This is a genomic window from Blastococcus brunescens, assembly GCF_035320885.1.
In the GTDB taxonomy this organism is placed as follows: Bacteria; Actinomycetota; Actinomycetes; order Mycobacteriales; family Geodermatophilaceae; genus Blastococcus_B; species Blastococcus_B brunescens.
Genome location: NZ_CP141261.1, coordinates 1294375 through 1307430 on the forward strand (window position 1 = coordinate 1294375; position 13056 = coordinate 1307430).

At 70.8% G+C, this 13056-nt stretch carries 9 protein-coding genes and 1 pseudogene; 4 read left to right on the forward strand and 6 right to left on the reverse strand.

The window, feature by feature from the left end; genetic code table 11:
- Positions 1–139: 139 nt before the first annotated feature.
- From U6N30_RS08650 to U6N30_RS08670, 5 genes are all read right to left on the reverse strand, one after another.
- Complete coding sequence (locus U6N30_RS08650) at positions 140–637, reverse strand: TatD family hydrolase (protein WP_324278211.1); 498 nt, start codon at positions 635–637, stop codon at positions 140–142.
- Between the two features lie 250 nt (positions 638–887).
- Complete coding sequence (locus tag U6N30_RS08655) at positions 888–1739, reverse strand: hypothetical protein (protein WP_324276951.1); 852 nt, start codon at positions 1737–1739, stop codon at positions 888–890.
- A gap of 594 nt (positions 1740–2333) precedes the next feature.
- Entirely contained in the window at positions 2334–2837 is a 504-nt protein-coding gene (locus U6N30_RS08660) for a hypothetical protein (RefSeq protein ID WP_324276952.1), read from the reverse strand.
- Between the two features lie 147 nt (positions 2838–2984).
- Positions 2985–4025 carry a hypothetical protein gene (locus U6N30_RS08665; protein ID WP_324276953.1) on the reverse strand — a complete coding sequence of 347 codons (1041 nt, stop codon included), beginning with the start codon at positions 4023–4025 and terminating at the stop codon, positions 2985–2987.
- Complete coding sequence (locus tag U6N30_RS08670) at positions 3908–4927, reverse strand: KAP family P-loop NTPase fold protein (protein WP_324276954.1); 1020 nt, start codon at positions 4925–4927, stop codon at positions 3908–3910. Before U6N30_RS08670 ends, U6N30_RS08665 begins: the two co-directional genes overlap by 118 nt.
- Before the next feature lie 617 nt (positions 4928–5544).
- Between U6N30_RS08670 and U6N30_RS08675 the strand changes: the two genes are divergently transcribed.
- The 3 genes from U6N30_RS08675 to U6N30_RS08685 all read left to right on the forward strand — a co-directional run bounded on the left by U6N30_RS08675 (position 5545) and on the right by U6N30_RS08685 (position 9078).
- Positions 5545–6297 carry a hypothetical protein gene (locus tag U6N30_RS08675; protein WP_324276955.1) on the forward strand — a complete coding sequence of 251 codons (753 nt, stop codon included), beginning with the start codon at positions 5545–5547 and terminating at the stop codon, positions 6295–6297.
- A gap of 523 nt (positions 6298–6820) precedes the next feature.
- A complete protein-coding gene (locus tag U6N30_RS08680; RefSeq protein WP_324276956.1) occupies positions 6821–7435 on the forward strand; it encodes a hypothetical protein in 615 nt (204 codons plus the stop codon).
- Positions 7436–8697: 1262 nt separating this feature from the next.
- Positions 8698–9078: a hypothetical protein gene (locus U6N30_RS08685; RefSeq protein ID WP_324276957.1), complete on the forward strand. Its 381-nt coding sequence runs from the start codon at positions 8698–8700 to the stop codon at positions 9076–9078.
- Positions 9079–10560: 1482 nt separating this feature from the next.
- Here the strand turns inward: U6N30_RS08685 and U6N30_RS08690 are convergent.
- On the reverse strand, positions 10561–10941 hold the full coding sequence (locus tag U6N30_RS08690) for a hypothetical protein (protein ID WP_324276958.1): 381 nt from the start codon (positions 10939–10941) through the stop codon (positions 10561–10563).
- A 581-nt stretch (positions 10942–11522) separates the two neighbouring features.
- On the opposite strand from U6N30_RS08690, the pseudogene U6N30_RS08695 reads away from it, so the two are divergent.
- A pseudogene (locus U6N30_RS08695) lies at positions 11523–12979 on the forward strand (SCO6880 family protein).
- The last annotated feature ends 77 nt before the right edge of the window (positions 12980–13056 follow it).

Sequence of the window (13056 nt, forward strand, 5' to 3'; positions counted from 1 at the left end):
CGGGACGGACAGCCGATGATCCCCGGACCCCACCATTCCCATAGGAGGTTCGGCATCTGGCGACGGAACCGGCCTTCCGGCTGGTGTGGCGTCGATCAAAGCCGAGACGGGTGCCGGGTCGCGCGTTGCGGGCGTGCGATCAAGGCAGCTCGCTGGGCGCTCCGTCGAGGAAGGCGACCGCATTGGAGGACAGGAGCGATCGAGCGTCTGCTTCTGAGCATGACCAGGCTTCGGCGAGAGATCGGGCGACCGCGGTGACGTCGGCTGGATGAGCCGGTCTGCCTCCCGTGGTGCAATACGGGCCGTCGGTTTCGCAGAGAACCCGTTGGCGGGGGAGCCGGTCGATCAGTGAGCGTCCCTTCTTGCTCCGCGTCATGGAGGGGTTGACGGAGAACCACAAGCCGGCCGTGAAGGCGTCGTCAGCGGTTGCGAGGTCGCCGCTGTACCAGTGCAGCAGCGCGCGTTGACCGGCCTGGGCCAGCAGCTCGACGGTTTCCTTGGCGGCGCCACGGCTGTGCACCGTCATCGGCTTCGCTCTCGAGAGACCGTGGTCGAGCACGGCGGCGAAGGCGTGGACCTGCCGGGTCCGCTCGCGGCGGTCGGTGCCGGGCGCGAAGTCGAGACCGACCTCGCCGATCCAGGGGCGTCCGGCAACATCCGGAGAAACCGTTCGAGCTGCCCCGCTGCTGCGGCCAACCGACTGGCCGGGTGCAAACCGAGAGCGACGGAGACGCCCGACGCCCTGCCGAGCCGTGTCCTCAACCGCCGGTACGCCTCCGGGGTCTCGCTAACCGCGACGACGTCGACCCCTGCCGCGTCGGCTTCCACTAGGACCGCCCGGGGGTCCGGGTAGGCGTCCACGTGGCAGTGCGTGTCCAGGAGCCGGATCACGGCAGCCGGGCCACGACGGCGGCCAGCGAGCCCTGGGCTCCTGCCTTGAGCCAAGACCGGAGCTCTTCGTTACCCCTCCGCCAGACGGCGAGGTGGTCGGCGTGGGAGCCGGCCGGCAGCGGCGCATTGCGCAGCAAATCAGAGTCGGGACGCTCGCCGAAAGCGCCGTTCAGGACCGCTCGCAGATCGGCTCCACGCTGCCGGTCCGTCTCGTCGATAAGGCCGCTGTCCGTGAGCGCGTCCCAGGCGTACTCCGCGTCGTCCCAGCCCGGCACGGCGAGAGACGCCCGCCGGATGAGGCAAGGAAAGCAGTAGCCGCAGTTGCCCTGCGGACGGTCCTGCATCCGGGCTGCTTCCGGGTGGGAGCACGAGACCGTGAGCGGCGCGAGCTCCCGGAGCAGCTCCGGGTTCCGCGAGTCGCGCAGCATCTCGCCCTTCGTCTTGAGCGAGCAGGGGTTGAGCAACGGGTTCCGGACGCCCGCGCCGCGCGCTGCCTCGCCGAACAGCCGCAGGAAGTGCGGGTGCGTCGTCCGGGTGCTGGCGCTGCCCGTGCGGGCTCGTGTCAGCGGGACGTTGAGAGCGATGTAGCCGTTCTCGGGTAGATACACCGGCGCCTCCGGCGAGATGGACGAGGCCAGCGCGAGCGCGGCTGCCAAGAACAGCAGCGAGCGGCCACGGGTCGTGGTCTCGACGGGCGGCGGCGACGGATGCTCCTGGCGGGGATCGCGAGCTGCCGGGCGAAGCCAAAGCCGCCGCAGGACGACGCGGTGGGCTCCGTAGACGTCCGAAAGGCGCTTATGCAGAACCGTCTGCTTCGAGGACGCGTGACCACCGTCATAGTGCGCCACCAGCCCAAGCCGTAAGGCGGGATCGGCCTCGAGCAGATCGATGACGCCGCAGAGGGAGTCCAGGCCCCCGGAGAACAGGGAGACGCCGTCGATGTCGACGAGGGGAGCAACGCCGGCATCAGCACGGGCAGGGCCGCGAGCGGGTCGGCCGCAGACTCGTAGGCGGAGAGCCGCCAGATGTCGCCCGTCAGGAACGACAACGCGCGGTCGAATAGGTCGGCGCCGAACCCGTCTGGGACCTGGACCGGAACGGCGAGGCGGAGGTCGCGGGTCCAGGCGTCGAGAGCCTCCTGGCGGGGGCTCACCTTGTCGACGCAGTAGGCCGCGGCAGCCAGCAGGAATAGGTCGGCGGCCTGGCGTGTGGGCCGCCAGCCGTCGAAGAAGTCAGGGCTGCAGTCGATGCTTGCCGCCGTCGAGCCGGGTCCCCAGTCGAGGACCGTCGCGCCGTGCGTGTCTGGGTCGGCGCTGGCGTCCGTGCGCACCAGGTAGGACCTCACTTCTCGTCCTCTCCGCCAAGCTCGCTGAGGAGTTCGTAGACCTCGCGCACTGCGTCGTCGGCGAATGTCCTGCCGGCGGCGCCGCCCCAATCGAACGTCAGGGGTCCTCGGGCATCCGCAGCGATACGAGGTCGTGGATCATCCCGACGATCTGCTGGTCGGCTTCCTTTACGGCGGTCGGGTCCATGAGCCGAGCTAGTCGTTCCGCGAGTACCGGCAGCCGGTTATAGACGTACTTCGCGACGAACAAGGTGAGGAGGGCCTGGAGCTGCTCGGCGGAGACGCCGGTCGCTTCCAGCTCCTGCCACGTGTCTGCGTCGGCATACAGCTCGTCGAGGACGTCGCACGCCGCGTCGCGAGCCGCCTGGGATTCGACGTCGGACGCGTCGCCGGCGACGAGGGTGATGAGCTCGTCGAGGACCTCGAACCTGTCCGTGCCGACGAGGTGGCCGAGGCCAAGGGCGTCCAGCGTCGGTCCAAGGCCGGCGCTGCCGACGCCGGCGAGCAGGCCGCCGAGCCGGGACAGCCCGGTTCTGCCAGCAGTCGCCGAGCGTGTCGCCGCTCCCGCCCCGCCGAGGACTGCGACGTGCCGGCCCAGCACCCGTTCGGCTGAGACGCGAGCGCCGCCCGAGCCCCCTGAGGCAGCCCGCGCGTAGTCCGTGGCAGCGCGTTTGAGCGGGGTCCAAGCGCCGCCCGTCCCCGCGCCGCGGTCCGCCGATGTTCCCACGTCAGGCCCCGGCCCGGGGCCTCAGCGCTGCTGCGGCAGCTTTCGCGACCGCAACGACGTTGCTGGCCGCCCAGCTTGCCGCGAGCTCGGCGCTGCCCGACGCTCCTTGGAGCCGCCTGACCGCGCCGGGAATCCTGAGGGCCGGCAGGGCCCGGTGCGGGATCGCCGCGAGTTCCTCGCAGATCGCGGGGCCGTCCTCGGCATGCGCGCCGCGAACTCGCAGGCGGAGTAGAAGCCGGGGCCGTCGGGCCGGCGGGCGACCGCATCCAGGAGCGCCCCGGCGACGAGGTCCTGCTCTTCCTCGACCAGCTTCTTGCACGCGTCGAGTGCAGCCCGCGACTGCGCTTGGACGTTCGACAGCAGATCGCCTAGCAGAACCTGCAGCTGCGGCCGCAGCGTCGCCGTCGCGCTGCCGACTGTCAGCCGGTCGCGAAAGTACGAGAAGTAGGGGCGCAGATCGATCTCGCCCAGGGCGGGCGACAGCCGAAGCCACGCGCGGGTCTTCGGGCGCGCCAGCCACGACGCCGCCGCGTCGGCGGCCGGGTCCGCCTCCTCGATGGGCGCGCTCCGCGGCGGAGAGCTGTCGGTGTCCGCTTCTGCACGGCGTCCCTTCCGTGCGGACGCGACCTGCTTTCCGTCCTCGGCTTCCGCCGGTGCTGTCGGCTTCGCCGATGCTGCCGCTTCGCCGGACCGTGCCTGCGCCTCTGCCAGAGCCAGCTCAGGCGACGGGCCGCCGGCCTGCCGGTGCCAATCGAAAAGCGTCTGGAAGTCGGCGCCGTTCTGCTCCTCCAAGACCATCAACTTCGCCAGCACGTCATGCCGCAGGTCGACGCCTCGTCGTGCCGCTGCTCGGCGCCGCCACGTCAGCTCGTTGAGGAACCGCTTGACTTGCCGTGGGTTCCCACGCAGGAAACCCAGTACCTCACTGATCTCGCCGGTCCAGCTCAGATCGGCGTCGATGTTGTCGGTGAGCAAGTCTTGCAACGCTTCCCGGGCGGTCGCGGCGTTGAACGTCGGCGCGAAGGGATCTCCTTGCTGGCGCTCGCGCAGCGACTCGCGCACCCTGTCGAAGTCGTCCGCCGACAAATGCAGCTGCGTGATGAGCAGGTTGATGTAGCTCTCGGTCTGCCCGGGGACAGCGGCGGGACGGACACCTGGAACTGCAGCATCTTCTCCAAGTAGTCGTGCCCGATGCCGCGGCCGTCCTCGCGGGCGAGCCCGGGATACCGGGAGTCGATCGCCGACTCGACAATCTCGCGGCTCGCCGCGACGACGTAAGCCGTCTGCGGTGAGTTCAAGAACAAGCGGATGGCCTCGAACGTGTCCACGACCGTCTCTGGGAGGCACCGGTCCAAGTCGTCGACGAAAACGACCGCCGCGTCGACACCGTCCAAAGAGGCGATCAGCTTCTTGAACTCATCCCGGAAGGCTGGGAGGTCACGGATCTCGTCGTTCTCCGCGGGAGGCTCGGCCTCGTCCTTCAGCGCGTCCGTCGCAAGCGGCGCTACCGCCTGGGCGACTCCTTGGACCGCGCTAGTAGTCGCGTCCGCAAGACCCATATCCGGCATGCCGAGCACGAGAGGCAGGGCAGCAGGTGCAGCCGTCAGCGCCAACCTGCCGACGGTCCGGCTCTGCCTCCCGAGCAGCCTCGCGAACCGGCCGAGCCGCTCCACCGTCTCCAGCGCCTCGGGGGCTGTCGCTCGAGCACGGCACGCTTCGAGGACCTGCCTCATCAAGGCCGTCTTGACATCCTCGTAGTCCTCGTAGAGCCACGGGCTGAAGTCGACGCACAGGTACGGGCACATGCCGTTCTCATCAGTCTCCGCCTCAAGCTCCCGGCGGGTGATCCTGAGCAGGCTGCTCTTGCCTGAGCCCCAGTCGCCGAGGATTCCGACCGTGAGGGGAAGCAGGTTCGGCGTCGTCAGCGCGACAACGAGCTCATCGACCAGTTCGTCAAAGCCCAAAGGTCCAGATCGGTCTCATTGTCCGCCCACACAGCGGCCCCCTTCGTCGCTCGCGGACGGTACCGAGGGCGTCCGACAGGTGGGCTGCTGAGCAGCGACGGGTCGGATGCCTCCACGGGATCCAAACGGCAAGAGCGAGCCCGATTTGATCGCTACACCTGGAACGGTCCGAGGCATGCTCGGCCGTGAGGCACACGCCCTACGACCGAGCTCGGCAGTGAAACGGCCGAGCAGAAGCGCCCGTTCCGGCCGCAAGTGGGGTGCGCCGGTGTCGCGCGCTCACCGGAAGCGCGGGCACGGCGTCCCGGTAGGGGTTCGGCTAGCGTAACGGGCTGGGGGCAGTCGACGCGCGCCTCGGTCATCAATGCCGGAGCCCCCTCGGGGCGGGGTAACGTAGCCGCCGGCGGGTGGCCTCGTCGACGTCGCGCACGGTGTCAGTTCGGGGTCACGGAACGCCCAAGGCTGTACACAGCAGACGTCGCCTGCATAGGAGGACGTTCGCCAACCGCCTTCGGTTCCCGGCGCGGTCTGCACCGATGCCACGTGCCCTCAGTACGGTGCTCCTTCGCGGCGAAGGAGAAGCAATGGTGTGGTGGCGACGCGGCCCGGGCTACCGCTTGGCCGAGGGTCCGTTCCCGTTCGATGTTCGCGGCGTGATCCTTGACCGGGTCGCACTCGACCTGACGGCGGTCTATGAGATCTGCCGCGAGATGACGCGCCTGGCGGGCGAGAACGCGGAGCTGGTTCTACGCAACACCGGGCCGGATCCGCTTACCCTTGAGAAGCTCGAGGATCCCAGCCCGGTCTACCTCGACGGCCTGCACTTCGTCACCGCGAGACGTCTCCTCCGCGAAGGCGTACTGCAGGAGGGGCCGGGTGGAGCTGGCGGTGATGGCTTCGCGTGGATAACCCTGCTCACCTCCCGGCCAGCGACGAACGGAACGCTGCACGTGCGGTGCCAGGACCCACAGCGTCTCGACGCGATCACGCATGGGCTCGCCCGCATGGTGGTGAGGCTGGGCAGGCCGCGACCCAACGCCGCTGGCAGCATCTGGTCCCTAGCTGTAATCGCGATCGCAGCGCTGCTCGTACTGCCCCTAGTAGCCGCAGTCGTCGGCGTGCTGCACCCGCTTCTGTGGGCACCGACTCTGGTGCTCGGGCTGATCGGCAGCTTCGCGTTGGTTCAGTGGGCACGCCCACTCGTTCAGCGGCTTTCGCTGGAGCGCGACGTCGTGCTCGTCGACCCATCCCCGCGGCGGGAGGTACGGCTCGCAAGGGCCAACCACCGGAGAGACGCCCGGGTAGCTGCCCTCGGTTTCGGCTCCGCTCTTCTCTTGGCGCTGCTGGTGTACCTGCTAGGCATCAAGTAGGGCTTGAGTCGGACGGACGCGAAGCAGCCAACCGGCAGGGGCCTCCATGAGGCGATGACGCCAAATTTCCACTCATGAACAAAGCGATGCGGGCGGCGATCCTGCCGTACCTGGTTTCCAGCAACGGCGATAAGCGGTTCGTCACCATGGAGCGACCGCTATGAGAAACCAGCGGCCGGCTGCAGCGGCAATGTCGAACGGCGCCGTAGCGGGTTCGGCCACCGGAACAGGCCGCCCAGCCGGCCGTGGGTCCTGTGGTCGGCTGGGCGGCCAGGTCGAAGATCGGCTTCCGGGATACACCCGTGCCAGGTACGGCGAGCGGATCAGGTCGCCTTCGTTGTCGCATCTCGGTACGTCACCCCTCACTTCTCGCTCCGTCACCCCTCGCTTCGGAATGCCAAGTCTCCCCGGACGCGATAGCGGGACAGCGCTGGTGAAGGGGTGACGTGACCGCCTCCTGTCACCCCTGCCGAGGGTGACGACTCGTTGAACGTCTCTGCAGAGTGTCGACGGCATCACACCGATGCCGGAGGACCCGCACATGTTCCACGACCCCACCATCGTCGGCAGCTGGCCGGCGCTCGCCGCACGCCTGGACGACGCCATCCTCGTCCGCTGGGCCGCCACCGAGCCCGCCCTGGCCGGGTTGAGCAGCGTCCATGACCTGCTCGCCGTCTGGGCCGAGGGCGGCACGGACGACCACCGCGACGTCGTGCTCGCCGCGCTCGTTCGGCTGGCCGCTGTGGACGGTGGCCGCGACAACGACGCGCTGCTGCTGACGCTTCACCTGCTCAGCGGGCTGGTGCGGACGATGGCCAGGCAGCTCGCTGACCTGAACCCGGACATCCTCGCCGTGGTCGTCGGCGAGCTGGCCTGCCAGATCCGCCGCTACCCATGGCGACGCCGGCCTCGCGCGATCGCGGCGAACCTGCGCGCCGAGACCCGACGCGCGGTACTCGCCGAGCTGCGACCCAGCAGCCGCTACCACCCCGACCGGGTCGAGATCCTGACCGCTACGGGCGACATCACTCGGATCGCAACGGCGAGCGCCGACGGGGAGGGGAGGACCTTGACGTCGTCGACCTGCTGCAGTGGGCGGTGCGCTCAGGGGTCGACGCCGAGGACGTCGCTCTGCTGATCGCCACCGAGTGCAGCCGCGACCGGCAACACCGGCGCGCCGACCAGAAGGTCGCCGCAGCACACGGCATCACGACGCGCACCCTGTACCGTCGGCGGAACCGGACCCTAACCGCCTTGCGCGGCGTGGCTCCCCAGTACCTGGCGGCCGTCGCGTGAGCGCACTGCGGCAGGACGTTGATGGCGCCTTCGCCGTGACGGGCGATGGCTCGAATGGCGGCGACGTCCACCTCGACGAGCGGCTGCTGTCGGTCGCGGAGATCCAGCAGGCCTTCCGCGAACTGCGTGCCCGTCGTCCGCGAGCCGCCGAAGGCAAGCTCGCGGCGCCGACGCGTCTCCACGAGCTCTCCGTGTCCGAGGACCCTGCACCGGCGGGTGCACCGGTTCAATCTCCGCGCCGCACAAGGCGAAATCGGGACAGCACGGCGCTCCCGGCTGGAGATGACACGCACCGCGGGCGGTGGGCTGACAGCGGTGACAGAGCGCCGCAGCGAGGCGCGAGCAAGGGTGACAGCGCGCCCGCGACTGTCCTGGGCAGGGGCGACACCGACGGGCTGGCAGCCGACTGGATCACGGTCGTAGCGGCACACGCCGGTGCCGGCGCCTCCACGGTGGCGCTGGCCATCAGCGACGCTGCCGCAGCCAACGACCGGCGGGTGCACCTGGTGGAGACCGCGCATCCCCGCCGGTCGGGGCTGATCGCCGCGGCGTCGGCGGAGCTGGGCACCGACGCCGCCGGCGCCTGGCGACGTGGCTCCCGCGACCGCGTCACGATCGACCGCCGCGTCGCGGACGTGGAACCTGGCGGCTGGCCGGTCCTCCCGATCAACGAGGAGCCGGCGGTCACCGTCCTCGATCTCGGGCTGCCTGCTCCGGAAGACCTGGCCCGACTGGCCGCCGACCGCACGCGCACCGTCGTCGTCTGCCGGCCGACCGTGCCGGGGGTGCGACTGACCGAGCACGTGCTGAGCCGGCTCGCCGAGCAGCCGGTGGTGGTGGCCGTCGTAGGCCCGGCGCGCTGGCCCCAGGCGGTGAACGCCAACTGCGGTCCGGTGCTTCGCGAGTTGCAGTCCCGGGGACGGGTGATCCGAGTTCCGATCGACCGACGACTGCAGACCGCCGGTCTGACCGGGGACCGGTTGCCCAAGGCGGTGGAGGCTGCCGGCCGGTCGCTGGCCGCGCTGTTGATGCCGGCCGTGCCACCGCAGTCTCGGCATCGGCACCGGGCGGCATCGTCCCAGCGGGGCGCGGCGGGGAGGCCCGGTGAACGCCCGCAGGACCGCTTCTGCAGCGGTACGAGCGGCCTCGACCGTCGCGTTCGTCGCTGTGGGCCTGGTCGTGCTGACCGCGTGGCCTGCCACCGCGGCGCCGGTGGAGTTGACCGCGGCGGTCTGCCCGGAGGCTCCGCCGGGAGTGCAGGCCTTCGCCGATCAGGTGACGGCGTGGGTGAAGTGGGGCGTGCTGGCGCTGATCGGGATCGCCGCGGTCGTGTCGCTGGGCTCGGTCCTGGTAGGTCGAATGTTCTCGCATCCGCATGCCTCCCGATACGGGGCGATGGGCGTCGCGGTGGTCGTGATGGTGGCCATCACCTACACGGTCATCCTGGTCATCCTCGGATCGATCACCGGCAGTGGGTGCACTTGATGCGCCGCCGTTCCGACATCCGGGGAGCGGTGCGCCGGAGTGGAGCCCGGCGCGTCTCCTTGTGGTGCTCGTGGTCAGCGCGGTGGTGTCGCTGGCGGTGTTGGCCGGTCTTGTCCTGGCAGTCGTCGGAGGGCTGACCGAGAAGCCGGACGAGAGGGACGCCGCACGACAGACTGCGGCTCCCTCTCCGGGCATGTCGCGTCACGATGCGCTGGCCGCCGCGCCGATGCCGACCGCCGACCCAGATGACGCGCTGCCCGGCCCGTTGTCGAGACAGGCTTCAGGCGTTCTCGAGTTGCCACGCGCCACCGGCGTGGGCCCGGCGGACGTGCCCACCGGCTTCCCGCGTACTCCGGAGGGTTCGCTGGCGCAGCTGGCGGCGATCGACGTGACGGCGATGCAGAGCGGCTCGATGGACGGCGTGCGACGGGTGATCGCGGAGTGGGCCGCTCTGGGCGGGCCGACGCCAGAGACGTGGTCCGGGGTGGACGGCATGGCCAGCCTGTTGTCTGCGGCGGGCCTGTCCGGTGCGGGGTCGCCGCAGCTGGCGATCGTCGTCCGTCCGGTGATGGGGCTGATCAAGGGCACGGTAGGCGAGGACTTCGCCGTGGTGTGCGTGAACTTCGAGTTCACCGTGACCGTGGAGCAGACCTCCCGGATTGCGATCGTCGACTGTCAGCGCATGGCCTGGGTCGGGGACCGGTGGGTCATCGGCCCAGGGAGGAGCCGGCGCCGGCGCCGTCGGTCTGGCCAGGCACCGAGGCAGCCATCGCAGCTGGCTACCGGGACCTGCGCCATGTCTGAGCAGCGACGCGGAGGGCGTTGCGGTTGGTGGCGCCGACTGGGAACGCTTCTTCTCTTGTCACTGGCGATCTGCTTGGTGTCCGCAGGTCCGTCGGCGGCCGCGGATCCGATGGTGACGGCCTTTCCGGCGGTGCCGGGTCTCGGAGACTCGCTGCCGTGCCTGCCGATCAACCCGTTCTGCGCGGTCGGCGAAGCAGCCGGCGCGGTGGTCGAAGACGTCTGGGTCAATGCCATGTTGTCGCTGTGGGAGGCCGGGCTGTGGCTGCTGGGTTTGGCGTTCTCAGTGATCGACGCTCTGGCGACCCCGGATCTGTCCGCCGGCGGCCCGTTGGCCGCGGTATATCCGGTGACCTTCGGCATCGGCGCGACCGTGGCCGCGATGATGGCCATGGTCCAGCTCGGCATCGCGGCAGTGCGCCGTGACGGGCAGACGCTGGGCCGGCTGCTGATCGGACTGCTGCAGTTCGGGCTGGTCTGGGCCAGCTACATCGGGGTGGCGGCGCTGCTGGTCACCGGCGTCTCAGGACTGACCACCGCCCTGCTGCGCAGCCTGCTCGACATCGACAACCTGGCCTCTTTCGACCCGTCGATCAGCGTGAGCCGCGACCTGGTCGACGGCACGGTCGCCACCGTGCTCGGGGTCAGTTCGATCTTCCTGCTGGTGCCGGCCAGCGTGGGCTACCTGCTACTGATGCTGGTTCGCGAGGCGGCGCTGATCGTGCTGGCCGCGACCTCGGCGATCTCGGCAGGAGGACTGCTGGCGCAGACGTCGAGCAGCTGGTTCTGGCGGAGCCTCCGCTGGTTCCTCGCCGCGCTGCTGGTTGCCCCGGTCGCCGTGCTCGTCCTCGGCGTCGGAGTGACCATCACCGAGGGCATCCTCACCGGAGCAGAGGAGACGAGCACCGAGGCCGCGATCGGCATGGCGGTTGTCGGCTGTCTGCTCATCCTGCTCGGAGCCATCTGTCCGCTGGCGCTGTTCCGGCTGCTGGCCTTCGTCGACCCCGGCACGTCGAGTGGGGCGTCGTTGCGCTCCTCGCTGGCCGCGTCCGGCGGAGTCATGGGTGCGCTGCAGAAGGCTGGTGGCGGGCGAGCAGCCGTGGCCACCGCGGCGGCGGGTGCCACATCCGGTGGTGTGGCCGCCTCCGGCGCAGCGGCGCAGCTGGTCGGCGACCGCGCGCAGGGCGAGTCGACCGCAGACGCAGCGACCAGTGGGCGCTTCGCCGGCGCGCTGCGTGCGTTCGCCACCGGGACCTCCACGGCCGGCCGATTGGCCGCGGGGTGGCCACCTCGGCGTCCGACGTGCTGTCGGGCGCCGGAGTCGGGCACACCCATCCCTACTACGGGCAGCCGCTGCCCGCCCGGGTACCGGCGCGCGGCAACGGCTCCGGCGGAGGGACAGCGACCGGAGGCGGGCGCCGTCCCGACGATGATGAAACACAGCGGACGAGACCGAGCGGGAACGGGCGCGCTGACTATCCCGAAGGCGCATCTTCCGCGGCTTGGCCCGCCGAGCGGTTCGACGGCATCGCACCTGACCGGCCCGGTGAGAGCGACCCGATCGGTCCCGACCAGGACGACGCGCGATGAACGCCGTCCGCTACGGCGACTACTCCCGCGACGTCTCCGGCTGGTTCCTCGGGATGACCGGCGCCCAACTGGCCCTCGTCACCCTCACGGGCGTACCGGCGCTGTTGGCCCTGAACGCGCAGGCATGGGGGCTGTTCGCCATCTGGCTGCCGGTGTGGGCGCTGCTGGCCGCCGTGCTGCTGGTCCCCATCCGGGGACGCGCGGCGGGCCGCTGGTTCAGCGATCTCTGCCTATACGCGATGGGAGGAGCGATGGGCTGGACGGTGTTCGGCTCCCGAGCCGCGTCCGGGACGGCCGAGGACCTGTCCGAGGCAGACCTGCCCGGAGTGCTCGCCGGCATCCGGACCCACGACGGACCGCCCTACGGGCAGCTGTTCACCCGCCCGGTGATCGTGCAGAACTCCGCGGCGCGCACTTGGGCGGCCGTGGCGCGGATCGACCACCCCGGCATCGGCCTCGCCGAGCCGGCCGAGCGGGATCGGATGGGCGCCGGCCTGGCCGAGCTGTGTGAAATCGCCGCGCGCACCGAACTGATCGACGTCCTGGCCCTGCAGGTGCGCACCGTGCCCGACGACGGTGCTGAGCGCGCCGCTTGGGAACGAGCCCACACCCGCTCCGATGCCGCGCCCCTGGCCGCCCGGGTGAATGCACTGCTGGGCGCCACCCTCACCCCGGCCGCAGTGCGCACCGAGGCCTTCGTGACCCTCGTCGTCCGCGAGAGCCGGATGGGTCGGGCCGCGAAGGAGTCCGGCGGTGGGGTGGACGGCCGCGCGCGGGTGCTGCACGGGGTGATGGCCGAGGTCGAGAGCGCCTTACGCGGGCCGGTCGGCTGCACCGCGGTCACCTGGCTGGACTCAGCAGCACTCGCTGCCGCGGTGCGCACCGGCTTCGCCCCCGGAGACCGTGGGCAGTTGATCGCCGCCGACCTGGCCGCCGCCAACGGCGCCCAATTGGCGACCGGGGTGCCGATGGCCGCCGCCGGACCCACCCAGGCCCGCGCCGAGGTGCGTCACTACGTGCACGACGCGTGGGCGTCGGTCACGGACACGATCCTGCTGCCCGACTCCGGAGCGGTGCTCGGCGCACTGGCCCCGGTGCTGGTTCCGACGACGGCGGGGAGCGGCGCTGTCTGACGGTGTTCCTCGCCCCGCTGCCGCTGGACCGGGCCACCCGGCTGGTCGGCCGAGAAGAGATGAGCGCCACCACCGGCAACGAGCTGCGCGCCCGCATGGGCTTTCGGCAGCGGGCCCGGCAGCGGCGGGACACGGACCGAATCGGTGCCGCCGACGAGAAGCTGGCCGCCGGGCGGGCGCTCGTCCGTCCCGCCGTCGCGGCCTGCGTCACCGTCCCGGCCGCCTGGCCGGTGGACGAGCACGGCCGCCGGCTCGCCGCCTCCATCCGTGCCGCCGGCTTCGTGCCGTTGCGGCTAGACATGGCGCAGGACTCCGGCTTCGCCGCCGCCGCCATTCCCCTCGGCGTCGGGCTGCCCGACCGCAGGGGACGACGATGAACCGTCGCGGCTCCCGCCGGGGCCGGGACGTCGCCGTCCTGCTCGACGACTTCGGCCACCGGCTCCCGGCCGTCCCC

Bases quoted from the DNA above. Each gene is read 5' to 3' on its own strand.
- U6N30_RS08680 (WP_324276956.1), top strand. From the start codon at position 6,821: ATGCCGGAGGACCCGCACATGTTCCACGACCCCACCATCGTCGGCAGC.
- U6N30_RS08690 (WP_324276958.1), bottom strand. From the start codon at position 10,941: ATGACTCCGCCGGACGCGGCCAGCGAGGAGCGCAACGACGCCCCACTC.